11 protein-coding genes are annotated in these 20,285 nt (G+C 60.5%); 1 reads left to right on the forward strand and 10 read right to left on the reverse strand.

Annotated features, from left to right (window positions below; all coding sequences use genetic code 11):
- Positions 1 to 995: 995 nt before the first annotated feature.
- From J2129_RS01790 to J2129_RS01805, 4 genes are read right to left on the reverse strand one after another with little or no spacing between them, the layout of a single operon-like run.
- A complete protein-coding gene (locus J2129_RS01790; protein ID WP_209629063.1) occupies positions 996 to 1,604 on the reverse strand; it encodes an ABC transporter permease in 609 nt (202 codons plus the stop codon).
- Positions 1,598 to 2,236 (reverse strand): ABC transporter permease, encoded by a 639-nt coding sequence (locus J2129_RS01795; protein ID WP_209629065.1) that lies wholly within the window; start codon positions 2,234 to 2,236, stop codon positions 1,598 to 1,600. The genes J2129_RS01790 and J2129_RS01795 overlap by 7 nt, the downstream gene beginning before the upstream one ends.
- Positions 2,233 to 3,357 carry an ATP-binding cassette domain-containing protein gene (locus J2129_RS01800; RefSeq protein WP_209629067.1) on the reverse strand — a complete coding sequence of 375 codons (1,125 nt, stop codon included), beginning with the start codon at positions 3,355 to 3,357 and terminating at the stop codon, positions 2,233 to 2,235. Before J2129_RS01800 ends, J2129_RS01795 begins: the two co-directional genes overlap by 4 nt.
- A 7-nt stretch (positions 3,358 to 3,364) precedes the next feature.
- A complete protein-coding gene (locus J2129_RS01805; RefSeq protein WP_209629070.1) occupies positions 3,365 to 4,261 on the reverse strand; it encodes a glycine betaine ABC transporter substrate-binding protein in 897 nt (298 codons plus the stop codon).
- A gap of 188 nt (positions 4,262 to 4,449) precedes the next feature.
- Between J2129_RS01805 and J2129_RS01810 the strand changes: the two genes are divergently transcribed.
- Positions 4,450 to 4,755 carry a ferritin family protein gene (locus J2129_RS01810; RefSeq protein ID WP_209629071.1) on the forward strand — a complete coding sequence of 102 codons (306 nt, stop codon included), beginning with the start codon at positions 4,450 to 4,452 and terminating at the stop codon, positions 4,753 to 4,755.
- Positions 4,756 to 5,712: 957 nt separating this feature from the next.
- Here the strand turns inward: J2129_RS01810 and J2129_RS01815 are convergent.
- The 6 genes from J2129_RS01815 to J2129_RS01840 all read right to left on the reverse strand — a co-directional run bounded on the left by J2129_RS01815 (position 5,713) and on the right by J2129_RS01840 (position 19,856).
- Positions 5,713 to 7,236, reverse strand: coding sequence for an ACT domain-containing protein (locus tag J2129_RS01815; protein WP_209629073.1), 1,524 nt, complete (start codon positions 7,234 to 7,236; stop codon positions 5,713 to 5,715).
- A 1,058-nt stretch (positions 7,237 to 8,294) separates the two neighbouring features.
- Entirely contained in the window at positions 8,295 to 9,026 is a 732-nt protein-coding gene (locus tag J2129_RS01820) for a class I SAM-dependent methyltransferase (protein WP_209629075.1), read from the reverse strand.
- 69 nt (positions 9,027 to 9,095) lie between these two features.
- Positions 9,096 to 10,175, reverse strand: a complete 1,080-nt coding sequence (locus J2129_RS01825) for a hypothetical protein (protein ID WP_209629077.1) — start codon at positions 10,173 to 10,175, stop codon at positions 9,096 to 9,098.
- Positions 10,176 to 10,191: 16 nt separating this feature from the next.
- Entirely contained in the window at positions 10,192 to 13,743 is a 3,552-nt protein-coding gene (locus J2129_RS01830; RefSeq protein ID WP_348632276.1) for a NosD domain-containing protein, read from the reverse strand.
- A gap of 17 nt (positions 13,744 to 13,760) precedes the next feature.
- Positions 13,761 to 14,930, reverse strand: a complete 1,170-nt coding sequence (locus J2129_RS01835; protein WP_209629081.1) for a hypothetical protein — start codon at positions 14,928 to 14,930, stop codon at positions 13,761 to 13,763.
- 375 nt (positions 14,931 to 15,305) lie between these two features.
- Entirely contained in the window at positions 15,306 to 19,856 is a 4,551-nt protein-coding gene (locus J2129_RS01840; protein WP_209629083.1) for a NosD domain-containing protein, read from the reverse strand.
- Positions 19,857 to 20,285: the final 429 nt, after the last annotated feature.

Raw genomic sequence — 20,285 nt, forward strand, 5'->3', positions numbered from 1 at the left:
TGGGGTCCACGCATACGCGATTGAAAATTTCACGGCACAGGGTTCTGGGGCGTGGAAGGACCTGTGGTCATTCTCCTTGTGACAGAGGACCGGCCAGAAATCTTGCACCGTGCCGCCACCCCCACCCTTACCGTGGGGGGTAATCATCATACAACTCTGGAGAGCCGATCTCATTGGTAACTCCCATAGATCTCGTCAGAGTAACCTTCTGATCACGTGCTTTCTCCCTCTTCGTGGCGCATGAGGCGTGCTCTCGCGTCATGCCTGATTCTACACGCCTGATACTCTGCCATTCTCTCCCTCTCAGAGGGCGACGGGGCGCATAACTGCCGACTGAGATATCTCTCGCCGATCTTTGTGATGGGCTCGAAAATGGATGTTTCGAACAAATGCCCTGATGAAACCCGCCAGGTCCCTCTCAGGCAGTTATCCTGTGGATACTTTTCTGACGGTGGTGATTCCATCGACTTTCCAGGTCCGATTGTTCTGGTCGCTCTTCCTGATCGTCGAGGCAGTTAGAGGATCATACTAGAAATTATAAATGGCAGTACATTTTAGTCTCCAGTGTGGGCCCTGGACCGGGTGCCCTGGCAGAGGCCGGCAAGATGCACGTGCCGGTCTCCAGGGAACGATCTGGAGCCTGACCACGTAACTGAAATCTGGAAAAACCACGGAAAAAAATCATGAGAGAGATCGACGCACATGCTCACTCCGCGATGGAATCCTCTTTACACTCTGGACCGGGCATTCTCGGGTTCCGGTCCTCTATCTTTTTGCACTCGGTGTCGTGATCCAGGCGTATTCTTGTGACAAGATTCTCTCAGTCTGGGGACGGCCTCAGAGCCCCTTGGTATGAATGGAAAATTGTCTTATTCTCCCTGGTTTCGTCGTTCATCTCTCTGCATCCTCTTTCAGGGGTCCACCGTGGTTTATGCGAAAGATGATCATCCCTATTTGATCTATTTTTTGCCGTCTCCTATCATCTCATAGGGGAATCACGCCCCCTCGTACACCACCCTCCTCTCCAGCGCCGCCAGTCCGGCGTCGACGAGGACGGCGATGAGGATCGCCGGGAGGGCGCCGGCAAGAAGGGTCTGGGTGTTGGTGCCGGCGATCCCCTCGAAGATGAGGTTGCCGAGCCCGCCGCTCCCGATGAGGGCGGTGAGCACCGCGACGCTGTTGGTGAGGATCGCGGCGAAGCGGACGCCCGCGAAGAAGGCCGGGTAGGCGAGCGGGAACCTGATCCGCCAGGTGATCTCGCGGTTCGTGAGCCCGATCCCGACGGCGGCGTCGATGATGCCCGGGTCGACGTTCGAGAGCCCGATCCAGGTGTTCTTGACGACCGGGAGGAGGGCCCGCAGCACCAGGACGATGAGTGCCGGATAGAACCCGATCCCGAGGAGCGGGACGACGAAGGCGACGATGGCCAGGCTCGGCACCGCCTGCGCCAGGTTGGCGCCGGTCATCACCACCGAGGCGAGGGTGCGGGAGGAGAGGGAGAGGACGGCGAGCGGGACCGAGAGGGCGACGGCGACGAGGAGGGCGGAGTAGGCGAGGGCGACGTGCTGGAGCGAGGCGGCAAGGACGGTGGCGAGGGCTACCATTGCCCGTACCTCCTGGTCAGGCGACGTTCGACCACGGCGGCAACCCCGTCGAAGAGGACGGCGAGGAGGCCGACCCAGGCCCCGGAGAGGAGTATCAGGTCTGGCATGTTGTTGAAGATCCCGGTCTGGAGCGGGACGCCGAGTCCTCCGGCGCCGACCAGGCCGCCGAGGGTGACGATCCCCATCGTGAAGACGACGGCGATCCGCACCCCGCCGGCGAGCATGGGGAGGGCGAGGGGGACGCGGATATGGACGAGCACCTCGCCTTCGGTGAGCCCGATGCTCTCGGCGGCGTTGACGTGCCCGGCGCTCACGCTTGTCAGTCCGGTGTAGGTGTTGCGGGCGATGGGCAGGACCGAGTAGAGGACGCAGGCGGCGATGGTCGGGACCGCCCCGATCCCGAGGAGCGGGATGAGGACGACGAGGAGGGCGAGGTCGGGGAAGGTCTCCAGGGTGTTGAGGGCGGCGAAGGAGACCCCGGCAAAGCGCCGCCGCCTGGAGAGGAAGACGCCGACGGCAAACCCGATGATCATCGAGAGGAGGAGGGCGACCGAGAACATCGCCAGGTGCTCGACGGTCCTTGCCGTGAGGTGGTAGTCCTGCCAGAGTTCGAGCATCCCGCCGTCGGTCATACCAGCCTCATCAGCACCTCGTCGGCGAGGAGGAGGCCGAGCGGGTGGCCGTCGTCGTCGGTCACCAGGGCGAAGGAGGCCCCCGCCTTTTTCAGGTCGGCGAGGGCGGCAGGGAGCGGGTCGGCAGGGGCGAAGACGAGGGGCGGGACGGCGATCGCCGCCATCGTCGCCCCGCCCTTGCGACGGGTGTAGGCCTCCCGGCGCCGCACCGTCCCGACCACCCGTTCCCCCTCGGTGACGACCGCGACGCCGACGTCGCCTTCCATCATCGCCTCGAACCCCCTGTCGACCGCCGTCTCGGCTGGCACCAGGTAGGACCTGAGGAGCGGGAGCATCAGGTCCTGCACCCGGAGGCTCTCCAGGTGCCTGAACTTGCGGTCGGCGTCGACCATCCTGGCGACGACCTCTGAGGCCGGGTCCAGGATGAGTTCTTCGGGCCGCCCGACCTGGACGAGGCGGGCGTCGTGCATCACCCCCACCCTGTCGCCGAGTTTGAAGGCCTCGTCGATGTCGTGGGTGACGAAGACGATGGTCCGGCCGAGCGCCGCCTTGATCTCCTCGAACTCGTCCTGAAGTTGCCGGCGGAGGATCGGGTCCAGGGCGCCGAAGGGCTCGTCCATCAGCACGAGCGGCGGGTCGGTGGCGATGGCGCGGGCAAGGCCGACACGTTGCTGCTGCCCGCCTGAGAGTTCCCTGGGGGAGCGGGCGGCATAGGTCTCGGGCGGGAGGTCGACGAGGTCGAGGAGGTCGTCGACCCGCGCCCGCACACGTTCCTTCTCCCATGCCTCGAGCGTGGGGAGAAGGCCGATATTCTCCCCGACGCTCATGTGCGGGAAGAGCCCGACCTCCTGGATCACATACCCGATGCTCCGCCTGAGGGCGACCACGTCGAGATCTCTTGTGTCGACGCCGTTGATCCTGACCGTCCCTTCGTCTGGTTCGACAAGACGGTTGATCATCCGCAGGGTCGTGGTCTTGCCCGAGCCGCTCGCCCCGATGAGGACCAGGAGTTCGCCGCCCTCGATCCCGAGGTCGAGGGCTTCGACGGCCGAGCGCTCGCCGTAGCGTTTGGTGATCCCGGCGAGGTCGACGGCGTCGATCCGCTCGAAGAGGCGCGTCATAGAGGGTTTAACCCTGGATCAGCCCCTCCGCAACAAGATAGTCGCGGGCGATCGCACGCGCCTCCCTCTTCTCGACATCGAACTCATGGTTGAGCCTCCGCATGGTGTCGGCATCGATCTGGTCTGAGAGCACGCTGAGCGCTTCGACCGCTTTCTCGTCACCGGCGATCTTCTCGTTTGCGAGCAGGACCGCATGATAGGGCGGGAAAGCCGCCAGGTCGTCCTCCAGGACCCGCAGATCGTAGAGGTCCACCCTGGTGTCGGTGGTATACGGGGTGATCGCGTCGGCCTCGCCGCTCTTGATCACGTCGTACATCAGGGTCGGCGACATCGGTTTCGCCTCCTTGAAGGTGAAGTTGTAGACCTTTGCCACCTGCGGCAGGCCGTCTTCTCGCTCGGCAAAGACGTAGTCGGTGACCAGCACCATCTCGCCGGCATGGGGCGCGAGGTCCGAGACCGTGGTCACGCCCTGCTCCTCGGCCCAGGCTTCGGGGACGGCGATGGTGTAGTCGTCCCTGAACCCGAGGCGCGAGAGGACGGTGATGTTCTCGGCCTCCAGGCCCTTCACCACGTCGGCGTAGACGACCTCGGGCTCCCAGGTCTCCATGGGCGGGAGTTTGAGAAGTTGCGAGTAGGCCGTCCCGGTATATTCGACATAGACGTCCACCTGGTCTTTCTTGATCCCTTCAAAAAGGGAGAGGTCGTTGAGGTTTGCCTTCATCTCGGTCGTGTAGCCGGCGTCCTCCAGGAGGAGGGCAACCATCTCGGCCAGGATATACTGTTCATTGAAGGTCTTGGCCCCGACCACTACTGTCTCGCCGCCCATCCCCGGGATCTCAGTGCACCCGGCGATGCAGAGGGCGGCGACTATGAGGACCGCACCTGCGGTCATCGGTCTTTTCATTCTTGTCCCCCTGTGGGGAAGTGCCTTTTATGATTCTTAAATGTTGCCCGGGTCCGCCGGTGCCGGGTGCCATGATGAAGAGATTTTAAGGGTTTTTTGATCTGATCTGGCGGACCTTCGCCGGTGCCGGTCCAAAATGATCATACATATATACCCTCGCACCGATCGCACGATACGAGGGAAGAAAAATGCCTGAGTTTGCCAACCCCTTTGCCGGGAATGCACATGACAGAAAGCTGACCGACACAGAACTTATCAGGGCGATCAGGTTCATGATCGCCGCTGAATACGAGGCTGTGCAGGTCTACCAGCAGCTCGCCGAGTCGGTCGAACACGAACTGGCCAGGGAGGTTCTCATGGACATCGCCGAGGAGGAGATCGTGCATGCCGGTGAGTTCCTCCGTCTGCTCAAGGAACTCTACCCTGAAGAGGAGGCCCTTTATCGGGAGGGCGCCGAAGAGGTCGAAGAAATGATTGAGGCGTTGAAGAAGTAAGGCCCACCCCGCCCCTGGCCGTGACGAGACTTTCATCATTGCAGCAGGTTTCCCGCAGTTTTTCAGCAGATGTCGCGAGGATCAAACGACGAGGAGAGGCGCTGGATCGTAGTGTACTATAGTATAGAGAGAGACGCGTCTCTCTCTTAGTACTATAGTACAGCAGATCAGACACACAGGAGATGACCTGGGTCTCATGGTGTCCGGGTCCGGGGGTGTGTGAAAGTTTAGAATTGTTGTAACTGATCAACGATCTCGCCGGGACGGTGCGGGAATTAGGATCAGATGGCGCAATGTCCGCTGTCTAATGGCGGCGCCCGCCGTAACCTGATGGAAAGGACTGAAAAATAGGGTTCTGTAGAAATCCTCTGGACAGGTATCTCTGGCGGGGTGCGTGCCGCCCCCCGAACCTCCCGCGACACGAGAGGTCGGGGACGGCAGCACTCTTGTCACAGTTGTCCATGATGCCTTCCCGACCCCCTATCTTCCTCACGGGGGTCCGGGGGCAGCACCCCCGGCCAAAGAGATAGGAAGGCGGATGACACGCATTCTCCCCACGATAAGTGAGGGTTTCTACAGAGCCAAAATAGGGAGGCCTGCTTCTCATGGGGGCGATGGGTGTGTTCTGGCCCTGTGGAGAATTTGGTGTCAAGGGGGGAGGCCTCCCCGCCCCCCCTTCTTCCTCTGAGGGGTCGAGAGAAGAGGTCACGGCGCAAGAGCAGGGAAGGGGCGCCGATCAGAGAGAGTGATCCAGCAAAAAGGTGAACAGACTATTTTTCGCTCATCTTCACCGGGGGGTGCACCCGCCAGGCCCCCCCGCCACGATAGGCCGAGGACGGCACCCCTGATCATCACGCCTTCCCCCCTATACGTGCCTGGGGCGTTGCCCCTGGACCCATGGGAAAAGATAGGGGGGAACAGTCAGAGTCGAAAAAAGATCCAGAGCCGGGGCCGGCTTCATCCCTGGTGGGTGTAGTGCTCCACCTCGCCGACGGCCTCCAGCCTCCCATCGGCGTCGAGGACCGAGACCGCCCCGTGCCCGCCGCAGACGTAGCAGCGCCGCCCCTTCTCTGCAAGGGCCTGGTCGGTCCTGGCCGCGATCTCCATGAGGGCGCGGCGCTCGCGCCTGGCCGTGGCCGAGTCGACGTTTACCGAGGTGACCAGGAAGTCGGCGAGCGAACTGTAGGTTTTGCGCTCCTCGGTGAGGCTGCCGAAGTTGATGACGGTGTCGCTGGTGAAGAGGAGGCCGCACCTCGGGCAGAAGACGTAGATCAGCCCCTGCACATGGCCGCCGAACCCTTCCAGCACCTCGAACTCAAGCCCGCCGAAGGTGACGCGGTGGATGACCGGGAAGATCCCGCGGACTTCGCCGGTCGGGCCGTCGAAGAGGGTGTAGTTCTCCGGCGGGTTGAACCGCGAGAAGAGGTTGATGATGGTGGTGTAGACCATCTCCAGGACCGAGCCCTCGACCGGGGAGGCGAAGGCGCGGTTCGAGGTCTCGATGATCGCCGCGGAGGTGGGGTGCATCATGGCCGGGGCCTCGTAGAACCCGGTGGCGCCGCAGTGGTCGGCGTCGGCATGGGTGAGCAGGATCCTCTTGAGCCTGGTGCCATTGCCCAGGCCGTAGTGGGTGAGCATCCTGATGATGTCGGGATAATAGATCCCATACCCGGTGTCGATCATCATGCTCTCCTCAGCGGTGTGGAGGAGGTAGACGTTCCCGCCGCCGGGAAGCTGGAAGCAGAAGAGGTCCATCTCAGGCGTGATTGCCACCTGCTGGACGTCGGCGTAGAACCCCTCGCCGCAGGTCCGCCGCAGGCTCTCGCCGGTCTGGAGGACGCTTGCGAAGACGGCCCGCGGGTCTTCGCCCCGTGCGGTGAGTTCCTGGACGACATGGTTGATGTCGTGGAGGAGGCGGAGGAGGAAGCCGTCGCCGGCCGGGCCGATGATCTCCCTGACCTGCTGGGCGAAGCAGAGGTAGAAGACGGTCTCGTCGAGAGAACTGCCTGTGGTGTCGTACTCCAGGATCTCAAGGGGGTAGCGTGACTTGAGGGCGTCGAGGAGGGCCTCGGCCTGCCCACGCTCCTCCAGGCTGACGCTCACGGTGACGCGGTCCGGGTGGGGGCCGGCGTCGTCGAAGTCGATGAGGGCGATGTTGGCCCCGGCCTCTGTCGTCAGGTCGAGGAAGGCGGCGAGGGCGCCCGGGGTGTGGGGGAGGTGGACGTGGAAACGGAGGATGCCCGGGCCCGGGAGGGCGGTCTGGAGGTAGCCGATGGCGGCGAGCCTCTGCCTGATCGTGGCGTGGGCCTCGTTCGGTGCGGTCACCTCGAAGAAGACGGTCCTCGGGTCGATGCGCCGGCTGTACTGGATCCGGTTGATGTTCCCGCCATGCTCGGTGACGATCGCGGCCGCCTGCTGGAGGGCGCCGGGACGGTCGGGCATGCGGGCAATGAAGGAGAACTTCTCTTCCCTGGTCTCCATAGTCTGGTATAGGTTTTTTCGTGAGGGGTATTAAACTCAAGCATATCACAGAAGGATCCAGAGTTCGATCAATCGTCGGGATCAGGACTCTTTTCATGGCTCTGTAGAATCAGGCATGAACTCGGGGTTCACTCATATGCGGTTGAAGATAGATCTCCGCGTGCTCTCTCTTTTCAAGACAGGAGAATCAGTGGGGATCGTGTTCCATCGCCGCCCCCGCCTATCTTCGTCGTGGGGGGTCCGGGAGGTGCAACCCTCCGGCGCGAGATTGGGATGAAGATTCTGCGATTGAAGGCGGCACGCCTGATCATCACACCTTCCTACATCTTTACGCCGGGGGCGCCGCCCCCGGACCCCCGGGATGAAGATAGGGCCGGGAAGGCAGAGGGCCTGATCGTTCTGAGGACGGTCTGTTCTCCGCATATCAGTTATGAGGGAAATCTGTATCTTTGAATTCTCATCCATCAACTCCAGAATTGAATGTCTGGATCATTTTCATGGTAAATCCTCTTGATGAATCTCTCTGGCGGGGGGTTGCACCCCCAGGTCCCCCGCGCCACGAGAGGTCGTGGACGGCAATCCCTCTTCAGGGGTTTCGAATATGCCTTCCCGGCTTAATCTTCATCCAGAGGGACGACAGGAGGGAGTCGAGAAGATCTTTGATCGTCGATATGTGAGTGTGAGCGAACACGAGAGAGCCGAAGGCTTCTGATGGAGCCCCCGGCACGATTCATGAGGGAAGGCGGGTGAGTCATGCGTGCACCCATAATGGGTGAAGATTTCTACAGGGCCGGATTAGGGCTCTTTTCAGCCATTCTTCTGTCTTCCATGATTCAATCGGCATCCTGGGGGTTCAATAGGGAGTGCCCCCGGTGTGATCGATAGAGGAAGACAGGGCAGGTCAGAGTGCCATCCCCTGTCCCCCCGCGTGAAGATCGGCGGTGACGGCAATACGCTCTTCATAGTCATTGATTGGGGCGGGGCGGCATCGCTCTCTTGAACGACGATATATTTCAAGAGACCTCTTACTTGTTCCAGGATGCTCTCCCCATCAACCTTCATACCGGGACGAGGACGTAGAGTCCGAATCCCATATATTCACGCCCGTAGCCTGCGAATTCGTCCTGGATCTGGTGGAGGTACTCGCGCACCTCGTCGGCCTCCTCGTCGTCGGGGTGTTCATGCAGCCATGTCAGAAGCCCGCCCCAGTTCCCTGACTCGTAGGTGTCCCAGTCGTCGGCGGTGGCATGGAGGACGCCCCGCACCTCGTAGCCGGCATCCCTTGCGCACCCGAAGATTTCGTACTCGGTGAGGACGCCAGGCCAGGCCCTGGCGAAGTCGGGCGGGACGGCGGCGTGCTGCCAGCAGCGTTCGCCGACGATCACCTGGCCATCTGGTTTGAGCCAGGCCGCCATCGCTTCGAGGGCAGGGGCGAGCCCGCCCCAGATATGGGTGGAGCCAATGCAGGCGGCGAGGTCGTAGGCGCAGTCTGGGGTCTCGTCGAGGACGTCGGCGCAGGTGACGGCGAGGCGGTCGGCGTACCCCTCCGCCGCGATCTGCTCGGCCGCCCGCCGGCAGGCGTCCTCCCGCAGGTCGATCCCCCGTCCCTGGATCCCAAAGCCCCTGGCCAGGGTGGTGAGCACCGTGCCGTAGCCGCACCCGAACTCGATCACCTCCTCGCCCGCCGCGAGCCCTGCCATCTCCCCGGCACGCCTGAGTTTCTCAGGCGTCGTCGGGTTCATGATGGCCATGTTGCGGGTGGAGATGGAGATGAGGTCGTAGTAGTCCATTGGAGAAAGAATGGAGGCCGGTGGGATATAGGGGCATCGGCGGTGCGGGCCCGCGACGAAAAAAATGGGTTATTCTTTTTTCTTCTTCATGTAGATCCCTGCGCCCACAAGGGCGATCATGACCAGAACGATCACGATGATCGGGATGGTGAGGTCTGCGCCTTCGCCGCCTGGGGTGTCTTCTCCAGTCTGGTCGGTGACCTGTGCGGCCGGGTGGTCGCCGTCGTCGGTCGGTGCCGAGGTGAAGAGCCCAAAGGTACTGAAGTGCGAGACTTCGGCGGTGACGGTCATGTTCTCGTAGTCGACGGTGGTCGGGACCTCTTCCCAGCGGCCTGTGTCGGCGTTGTACCACTGTACCGTAAACTCGTCTCCTTTGAGGTTCTTCCATTTCTCTGCCGGGAGAGCGAAGGTGAGGGTGATTGCGGGGTCGAAGGTGGCGCCTGCGGGTCCGCAGAGGTAGGCGTACCCGGCGAAGGCGAACCCGGTCATCCCGCCGGTCTCGGGCACCTCGTACGAGAGGGCCGGCCTGATGGTGATCTCAGGCAGCGGCGTGCCGTTCGAGGCGTGTGCCGCGGTGCCTTCGGGTACCGTGAGGGTGGCGATCCGGTCGGAGGAGACGACGGCGACGGGTTCGTCCACGATGCCTTCGTCCGAGGTGGTCAGGTTCGTGCTGCCGACGATCGGCGATGCAGGGGATTCAACTGATGGTGCGACGGTCTTTACCGGTGCGGGTTCGGAACCGCCCCCACCGCCCCCACCGCCGCCGCCCGACGTGCTACCGGTCTTTGCACTGAGGGCGAGGTTTCCGAGTTTGCCGGGCTTGAATACTGCGGTCTGTGCGGCTTTATTGCCGTTTAAGGTGAAAGTGATCGTCCTGCCGATCACATCGCCCCCGCCCTTGACGACAAGACGGTCGTCGTTCTTCTCAACCCCGCCATAGACACCTTTCGTGTCGGTGGTGAGGGTGCCGTAGAGTGTGCCGGCGATCGATGCTTCGATGACGGTTCCTGCAGGTGCCGGGTTTCCGTTGATAGTCACGGTCCCGCTGAACTCCTGCGGGACGATCGGTGTCTCGTTAGCCGCGGCGGCACTGCCGACCAGGGCCGCCATCATGACGATGAGCACGGTGATTGCTGTTCTGCTTTTCATTCTACTCCTCAAAAATTTAGATGCTGATGGCGGCAAGGGTGCTGCCAGCCCGCATGAAGACCCAGTATCCTTCCCCTGGGTTGAGGTCTCTCTCGTCTGCGTGTGCTCCGGTCCCTCCGTTGATGATCGAGGATGAATAAGCCTGTTCCTCGGCGTCGAGGCCGATGAGGATGGCCCATACATCTTTGACCGATGCGAGTGTTTCCTTTGCTGGTGCCGGGCTTACATCAGAGAAGCCGATGGCGTTCCATCCCGGCACAAGTGCCTTTGTGGGGGCGGTGGTGGGTTTGAGCGAATCGAAGGCGAGTGCGACGGTCTCGGTGGTGTTGGAATAGATCCAGATGCCGTCGAGCGGTCTGACCGGAGCGCTGGTTTTGAGAACTTCCCATCCGTCCGTGCCGTCATAGCCGAAGATCGAGTGGCCGGCACAGTCGACGCTGTCAAAGACAGCGACGGTGTCGTTGCCTGGCGCAAGGGTCCGCGGGACGGAGACGAAGTTCCAGCCCATGTGGAGGGTGAGGGCCATGCCCTCGTCGTTGCCGGGGAGTCCGGTGAGCATGATCGCGTCGACGCTACCGAGCCGCTTCTCGGCGGGCACGTCGTCGCCGACGAGTTTGAGCGGCCAGTCGCCCTCGGCGAGGGGCAGGCCGTCTATCTCGTTGGCAAGGATGATGTCGTCGTTCCTCTTCACGTCTGCGCTTGCGAACTCGACGGTACGATCGTCGGCGGTGCCTTCGATGCCGTCGGGTCCGTAGTCGATGAGGATGACGGTGTATCCCGCGTCGGCGAGGTCGTCGCGGTATGCCTCGGCACCGTGCGACTGACCGTCGTCGACCCATCCACAGAGGAGCCAGAGTGCAAGGCCCGACCAGGTCTTCCCGCCGTCGTCGGTCCATTCGGCACGGTGGATGCTGTCGCTGCACTCGACGCCGTGCTCGTAGTAACTGCGGCTCATCTCTTCGTCGATCGCGCCGTTCAGGGTGAGGCTCCAGTCCTTTCTGGGTTCTGGCATGATCTCGATGGTGTCGACCATTGCGACCGAGATGCCGGCCACTGAGGGCATCTTATCGAAGTAGTGCCAGCACCCCTCCGGGAGGCACTCGTGCATGTCCCAGTTGCCAAAGATCCCGTCGGGAGCCATGAAGAAGAGGCGTGGGCCGTCGCCGTATGCCGGGACGTCTCCCTTATCCTCGTTCCACCATGCGATGATGGCCTCGCCCTGCCTGGTCGGCGGGTTATAGAATGTGGAGTAGGGGAGCCCCTTCTTATATCCATCTTTAGAGGAGAGTTTGATCTCGTTGCCCTCTTCTGCGCCGCCGACGAGGTCGCAGAGGTCACGCACAGAGGTGCCTTTCACGACCTCATTGATCTTGCCTGGGTTGGCATTGACCGTCTCTCCGGCGTCCCAGAAGTCATAGGGTTCGCCCGGATGGGTCTCGTTCCATTCGTCCGGGAATACCGGGCCCTGGAAGTGGAGTTCGACGCCGTTCTCCCCGCCGTAGACGTCGAGGTTCTTCTTCATCCACCGTACGGTGACGGTGGTCTCGTCGACGACGGTCCTCCCGTCTTCGGCATACTTGACGATCCTGATCTTTGGGAGGTCGGCGAGGGCGAGGACGGTGACGTTCGCGGTGCCCTGAACTCCGTCGCTTTCTGCGGTGACAGTCGTGGTGCCGCCTGCAAGGGCCTCGAAGTACCCGGTGGCGTTCACTTTTCCGACGGTGGTGTTGCTGCTCGTCCAGGTGAAGACGAGATCTTCCATCGCTTCGCCGGTGTCGTCGTACCCTGCGGCCGTGAACTGGACGGTCTCTTTTTCTTCGAGTTCGGCGGCGGCCGGGGTGACGGCGACGGTGGCGAGCATCGGGACCGTCGGGATGATCTCGCCGTTCTGCCACTCGCCCATCATCGGGTACTCGTCCTTGTAGGTGCCGAAGGACAGCGGGGTGTCGCCGATGCCGTTTTTGTCGGCGTCGGTGCCGGTGTACCCGGTGTAGTAGTTGCCGACGTAGCCGGTGTACTCGCCGCCGCGGTAGGTGTAGGTCACCTCGTCGGGGGAGTGGTAGGTGTTGGCGGTCTTGATCTCGACGGGGCCGAGGAAGGCGTTGGCCCAGATGGTGTTGCCCTTTGCCGCGTCCTTGATGCAGATCTCGGCTTCAGCGTTGTTCTCGCAGGTGTTGTTGAAGACGAGGTTGCCGGCGACGGTGTCGCGAAGGCTGAGGCCGCGTCTGTTGTTCTCGTGACAATAGTTCTCTTCGACGGTGTTGCCGGTTGCGTCGCCGCCGAGGTGGACGCCGTTGTAGCAGCCTGAAACGTCGTTCTTCCTGACGATGCAGTCGTCGAAACCGACGATCTCGATCCCGCCCCAGTCGCACGGCCCGCGGACCGTGAATCCTTCGAGGGTCACGCCGTCTGCGGCGAGGTTGAAGACCGGTTTGGCGGGGGAGGCGGCCGTGACGGTGACGGCGCCGTTCTCGGTGTGGATGGTGAGTTGTTTGTTCACCTGCACGTTCTCTGTGTAGGCGCCGTCCTTCACGACGACGGTGTCGCCGGGGTTCGAGGCCGCGACCGCATCGGAGATGGTGGTGTAGACGCCTTCGCCGCCGTCGTCGTCGACGTACAGGGTCTGCGGTTCGGGCGGTGTGTAGGCGTCGTGCGTCGCGGTCAGCGGGGCGTAATCGGTGCCCAGGCCGTCGGGGAGGTCGTACTGGGTGTCGATGACGCCGTCGTTGTTCTCGTCGGCGCCGGTGTGGTCTGACCAGAAGTTGCCGAGGTACCCGGTGTGGGTGGCGCCGTTATAGGTGTAGGTGACGGGGGCGGTGGAGTTCCAGTGGGTGAGGGTGGGGGCGGTGCCCATGAGGGTTACCCCTGAGACGTTGGTGTTGAGGAAGATCTTGTTGCCTTCGCCGGCATTGAGGAGCAATATGCCGTTTTCTTCGAAGGTGTTCTGGCTGACGGTGTTGTTGGCCGCCTTTGTTTCCATTATACAAATGGGTGAAAATGCTGATGTAAGATTAATGAACCTGTTATTAATGACGCAAGAGTTGTTTGAATCTCTCAGCATTAAATTACAGGCAGGATTCTTTATATTGTCCATTATGATGTTATTCTCAAATGTAATGTTGTTACTGAATAGTGTGATAAAGGAACTTATTCCTTTGAAGGTGCAGTTGCGGATAATAGAATCAGAAGAAAGGCCTTCCTTCATCAATATGCCGTAAGTACTGTTGACAACAGAAATGCCCTCTATATGGGTACTATTCGCGTCTGCGTAGACATTCCCATATCCCAAGCTAATATATGTAGTCTCCCTGCAGTCGATAGTCACCAGATCGGCGCCCTCGCTGATGATAGAGAGATGCGGTTTCTGTACTTCAAAATCATAGTAGGTACCGTTGTACAGGAAGATGGTGTCTCCTGGCTGTGTATCTACTGATCCTGAAACACGTGTGTAATCATTGATGTTGTCACCGTCATGGAGGTACCATGTCGTCGCCGCTGTCGGTGCGATGAGGAGAGCAAGCAGAATAAGACAGAAAATTACAATTGATTTTTTCATGAAAATCACCATAGAAAAGAAAAAAAGGGTTAGTTGGTGTGGTGATGCGTCACCACGAGCTTTACGTAATCGGTCGAAAGGGTTGATGCATACAATCCATTTGATACACCCTTCTGCTTCACGAGCACGGTGACATTCCCGTTGACGACGTAGTCACCGATGTCTGAGGTGATGTCGCCGGAGAAGGTCTCGTAGCCGGTGCCGCTCTTCCAGATGTAGAGGTCAGCACCGTCGGTGCCGCCGGCATAAGTTCCAGTGCCGTCCCAGGTGAAGGCGAGTTTCTCGATGTTGCTCGCACTCTCCGTGACGTTGAAGACGAAGCGCTGAGCGGCGGACTCGTTGTTGGTTGAAGTGCTGGAACTGTCAACGTCACCGTCATCGGCGGCGATCATCGAGGTGTCGACGGTACCACTTGGCACGTCGCTAGCGCTCGGCACGCCGGTCACGCCGCCCTCGTACGCGTACTCGACGGTGTCTCCGCCGGTGGCGAAGTCATAGCGGTGTGGGGGGTAGATGTCGATGTTGGTGACCTGCTTCACCGAGAGGCCCTTTGCTGAGGGGTATGCGGTGTAGTTGTCGTACTTGTCGTACCAGTACTTCCAGTACCAGGACGGCAGCGCTTCGTGCATGTTCCAGTTGGTGAAGTTGTTGTCGGTCGTATCGTAGAAGAAGAGACGCATGCCGTCGCTCCAGGTCGGAACGTCTCCATAGGCAGAGTCCCACCAGGTCAGCACCATTTCGCCGAGCCCTGAGGGCGGGTTGTTGACGTGGGTGGCGTTGAACCACATGGTGTAGGTCTTGGAACCGACGCTCTTGATCGCGATCTCGTCGCCGGTGCTCATGTTGCCGACCTCACTGACGATGGTGCGGATCAAGGTGCCGTTGTGGGCGCCGTAGTCGCGGAGGTTGACTCCTGTCTGGTTCTGGTCCCAGTTGTTGTAGTCGTTCTCGTCGAGACCGGCGTCGATCCACTCGTCAAGGAAGACCGGGCCCTGCATGGAGATGTTGCCGTTGCTTACGACGGTGTTGGTGCCGTTTTTCAGATCGCTGGCGTACAGGGTCTTCTGGCTGTCAGACACGGAGTAGTTGTTGTCCGCGTACTTCGTGACCGTCACACTATCTGATGCTGTTGCCGGTGCCGCCATCAGGGCGATGCACAGGCAGACTGCAATCAGCAAGATTCTAGATTTGGCTTTCATTTTATCACCTCGGGATTTTATGCTGATTGTCTCATCCGAGACAATGAATGCTCAAACAAAATATAATAAAAATGTTTTGATTACATTTCTGGCCGTGTTAATGATGTTTTGTTGATCCGATTGTCCGCATGCGCCGCATGCCCCTCGTACCCGCTCCCCGGATTTCAGGTGATTCCGACCTCTGCACCTGATGTGATGAGGGAAATATGATATGGCCGTATTCTTTTGGGTATTTCCGGAGAGAGGAGATATGGATGCATTTTGAAATTTCGGGGAGACCGATCGGCCAGGATCCATTCAGCGCTTTAAAATATTTGTTGAAATCTAAAAAAAGCAATATATTATGGATATTTCAAAGATCTCGGGCGCCCTTTTTCACGCCCCTATCGCCGCAAGATCTCCCTTCTCGCTCATGAAGATCCAGTAGCCCTCCTTTGGCCCCATATGCTGTATCCGGTTGCTCCCGGCGGTGACGGCCGGCCTGTACTCCTGTCTGATCCTGTCGAACCCGACGAGAGAGGACCATGCCCCGTCCACCGACTGGAGCGTCTCCTCCACCGGTGCGGGGACGGTGTCCGAGAACCCGATCGCGTTCCATCCGGGCGCGAGGTGCTTCACCGGCGGTACCTGTCTGAGGTCGGGGTTGTACGTCAGCCCGACGGCGGTGCTCTCCTTTGCATAGATCCAGATGCCGTCCAGCACCCCGAGCCGATCGTCAGACTTGAGCACCCGCCAGCCGTCCGGCTGGGCGTACCCGAAGATCGAGTGGCCCGCACAGTCCACCGCCTCGAAGACCGCCATCGTGTCGGCGCCGGGCGCCAGCCGTTTCGGCACCGAGACGAAGTTCCAGCCGGGGATGAGGGTGAGCGTATCGGACTCGTCGCCGCCCGCGCCCACGACGACGACGCGCCTGAAGATGTTGTTCTCCTCGTCCGCCTCCTCGACGGCGCCGTCGGGATCGGCGATGACGGAGAGTTCGTAGACCCCTTCGGCCGCCGGCCTCCAGACGAAGGAGACATCCGCATGGTCCCCGGCCGCAAGCCGGGCCACCGTTTCGGTCCCGGCCTTCGCACCGTCCACCGCGAACACCACGGCGAAGGCGTCGGCGTCTTTGCCTCCGCTGTTCTCGACCCTCGCCGTGACCGTCGCATTGACGCCCGGATCGAGATCAGGCACCTCGATCCCGGTGACGAGAAGATCAGGCACCCCGCTCCGGTCGATCACCACCCGGTCGAAGACCTCGCCGGGCGGACGGATACCGAGGACTTCCTTGTTGTCCTCGGAGATGTCTGCCACCGGCACGAACTCCATCGTCATCGTCTCGTTCGCTGGGTCCACCGTCACCCGCGTATAACCGAGCGTATGCTCCAGACTGTTCTGGTACCCGGCCTCCTTCTCCTCGGTGAGAGTGTACAGCGGACCACCGCCGGTCGCCGCGACGACGTACTGCGTGCCGTTCACCAGGTACCGCTGGTACGAATGGACATGCCCGTTGAAGACGACATCGACATCGTTCGCCTCGAAAGTCGGCCCCCAGAGCGTCCGGAAGTTCTTCCATCCGCCCGGATGACGGGTGCCAGAGCTGTACGGCGGATGGTGGAAGGCGACGAACGTCCAGGACGCGGTGCTCTCCGCCAGATCCTCTCCGAGCCACGCCGTCTGTTCGGTCATCCTCGGTCCCACATCGTCGTTGGAGTCGAGCATGGCGACATGCACGTCCCCGCAGTCGAAGGAGTACCAGTGGGGAACCGGGAACGCCGCCATGAACTCTTCGGCATCGTCCCAATACTCGTGGTTCCCGCGCGTCGGGTACAGCGTCGTGTTCGCATACAGCGCCCGCCCGGAGGCAAAGAACCGGTCCCACTCCTCTGGGTTGTTCGGGTCGCAGACCGTGTCGCCGACATGGACCACGAAGGCAGCGTCCTGCTCCTCCGCGGCAATCCGGTCCGCGACGAGTTTGTGCCGCTCCAGTTGCGTGAAGTCGGAGATCTGCTCCTGCGTATCGCCGTAGACGATGAAGGTGCACGGCCCGGCCGCAGGGAAGGTCCTGAAGGTCAGGTCCGCGGAGACATTCCTGCCCGCGTGGACGCGGTAATGATAGCGGGTATCGGGCGCAAGATCGGTGAGGTTCACATGCCTGAGCACCTCCTCGCCGGCAGCGGAGACATTGCGGTCGTACTTCCCGTGCTCGGTGAAGTACGCTTCAGCGGCGTACTCCACCATCCCGGCCGCCGGGATATCGGTCTTCCAGTTGACCGTCGTCCCGCTCGTCGTCGTCCCGGTCAGGTACGGCCCCCATTGCACCTCTGGCATCGGGGGGAGGACCTCGTACCGGTCGGCCGGTTCCATCAGAGGATAGAGATCTTGATCCGTCGCCGAGGCGATATAGGGAGTGTCGCCGATACCGTCACCGTCTGCATCGGTCCCATCGTAGTTGTAGTAGTAGTTGCCCAGATAACCCTGGTAGAGGGTGCCGTTGTACCAGTAATCGCATGGTTCGGGGGTGTTGACCATATTCGAGGAGCCTTCACTGATCCAGCTGGTCTTGCCGCTGGTGGGTACATCTTTGGTCTTGGCCCAGGTATTCAGGTAGATCTGGTTTTCGTTCGCACTCTTGAGGTAAAGGTCTGTTTTCCCGCATCTGGAGCATGTATTGTTGACGATGACGTTTCGTTTCGATTGACCCAGATATAATCCATTATAACTCCCGACAATTGAGTTGTCGCAGATCAGGCTGTCGCTGGAAGACGTTATAATCCCACAATATCCGCCTGAAACAGAATTCCCGGATACCGTGGCGTTTGCGATGCTCCCGAGTTTCATCCCTCTGGAAACAGTATTTTTATCGACGGTGAGATTCTCGAACCGGCCTTCCCCCCTGATACCGTCACTGCTCATGGGTACGCTCCCGGTAAAGGTGTTCCCCTCCAGTACGAGATCAGATGATGTACCCAGCACGATCTCAAATAATGCACTCTCTGTGATGGCGCTGTTCAGCACCGACGACCTGTCCGATCCGGTTATGCGCAACCCGGACTTCTTGCTTGAAGTCATGGAGCAGTTCTCAATCGTCGTATCCGGCGAATCGGTCACGTCAATATGATATACGCCGTTCCAGGATCCTGTACAGTCTAGAATCGTTGTCCTGTCCGCCTTCTGGAGACAGATGCCGTTGAATGTATTCTCGGAGATCGTGCATCCGGTGATTGCCGAATTTCTGGTGGCATTGAGGGACATCCCGTTTTGTGCGTTTTTATTTGCCGAAGAATTGCGGATAGTAACGTTCTCTGCATCCTTCAGGACGATCCCCTGATAGTTGGAGGACGCGACGATATCTGCGGCCCGGCAGTCCCGCACGCCGTCCAGGAGAAGCCCGACCCCCTCGTTCGTCGCCCCGGTCAGCGCAAACCCTTCGATGGTGACGTTGTCAGCGTTCACGGCGATCACGTCGTCGCGAGTATTCACTGCTTTCACTGTCACGGCTGTGGCGCCATGCTCTGAGACGAGGGTCAGGCGTTTGCCGACATCGATGTTCTCGGTGTACGTCCCGTCCCTGACAAGGACGGTATCTCCGGGATTGGCAGAGAGCACCGCTTCCTGGATGGTGGTGTAGTCCCCGCCGCCGTCGATATCGACGACGATCGTCTTCGCCGCGGGCGGCGCCTGGCCCACCGTCACCGTCACCGACCCTGAGACCTCGCCCGCCGTCGCCGTCACCGTTGCCGTCCCCTCTGCCAGCGCCGTGAAGAGCCCGGTGGCCGGGTCCACCGTCCCGACCGTTTCGTTGTCGCACGACCAGGAGACCGCGACGCCCTCCATCGGTTTGCCGTTCTGGTCCCTGGGCACGGCCGAGAACTGCTTCGTCTTCCTGACCACCGCCGTCGCATCCGCAGGATAGACCGAGACCGCGGTCAGCACCGGCCGCTCGCTCACCCTGATATACCCCTTCTTTGTCCAGGCCGCCGTACCCTCCGCGGCCGTCACCGTGAGCGTGACGTTGTACGTGCCCGGTTCGGTGTACTCATGCACTGGACTCTCTGCCGGCGAACCGGCGGTCTCGTCGCCGAAGTCCCACTGCCATCCGGTCGGTGTCGTCGCCGAGGTCTCGGGCGTGAAGGCGACGGTGAGAGGGGCATATCCTGAAGTCTGGTTCGCGGCGAAGTTGACCCTGAAGAGGGGGGCCGGGTCCTGCGAACGGATGATGACCCGGTCGATGTACTTTACTGACAGTCCGGTGGTCGCCGGGTACTTCTCCCTGCTGGAGATGTAATAGTGCCAGTACTTCTTGTCCATGCACTCGTGCATGTCCCACGTCCCGAAGACATGCCACCCCCACGGGTTGGTGGAGTCGTCGGCAAAGAAGATCAGGCGCATCCCGTCAAAATAATTCGGGACATACCCCTTGTCCGGCCGCCACCAGGTGACGACCATCGGCCCCTGCCTGGGATCGGGGTCGTAGACGTTCCGGTACCCGAAGATTTGGTACATCCCGTCATTGGCCTTGATCATGATGGTGTCGTTCGGGCTCATACCGCCGACCAGTTCGCAGAGATCCCTGACGTCGGTCCCCTTGACGGCATGATAGTCCTTGTCCGGGATGTTCCCGTCCTCTTGGGGGTTCCATCGCAGGTCCTCGTCCTCTTCCCCGAGTTCGGGCCCCTGATGATAGTAATGCGTCACTCCGTCTCCCTGTATCGGGAGATTCTTTTCCATCCATTGATAGTCGACTGTCTCCTGAGCGATCAATGTCCCGTCCTTTGCCAGTTTTGAGACCGTCAACTCGGTCGTCGCCGACCCGGCCGAGACCGGTGCCACGAGGAGGAGGCCAGCAAGAAGGAGGAAGAGGAGAAAAACTCCCGGTTTTATCCGTGCTTCGAGATTAGAATGGTTGGATAATTTGTATTTTCGATCGATTTTCGATTTCATGTGATACCGCCCTGTAAATTGTAGATCGATATCATCTCTCGATATATAATATAAATTGATTTTGATGTTTCTGTTAATTATGTTTAACAGATCTTGTGAATTTCTCGCCGTCGCTGTGGGGGACGATCCAGGCAAAAATGAGCGTTCTAACAAGAGATAGCGCCACATAAAGAATAGAGTCACAATCGTGTCGTCGTATGGAGAAAAAACTGGTTATATCGTCCGATTGTTTCGGAACCCGCCCATATCCGGAAGTGTGGGGGGCGATCCGGGATGCGCCCGCCTCCCGTCCGGAAGGGATCGGCGGTGGGTCGGCGGCCGAACGCTCCGGAGAAGAACTCCGACCGTTTTTCAGGGGGGCGTGCTGTTCAGACGGGCCGCCCTCGCAACTTCTTCACCGTCGTCTCGCACCGGGGGGAATCCTCCCGC

Origin of the sequence: Methanofollis sp. W23 (genome assembly GCF_017875325.1) — an archaeon.
Classification (GTDB): Archaea; Halobacteriota; Methanomicrobia; order Methanomicrobiales; family Methanofollaceae; genus Methanofollis.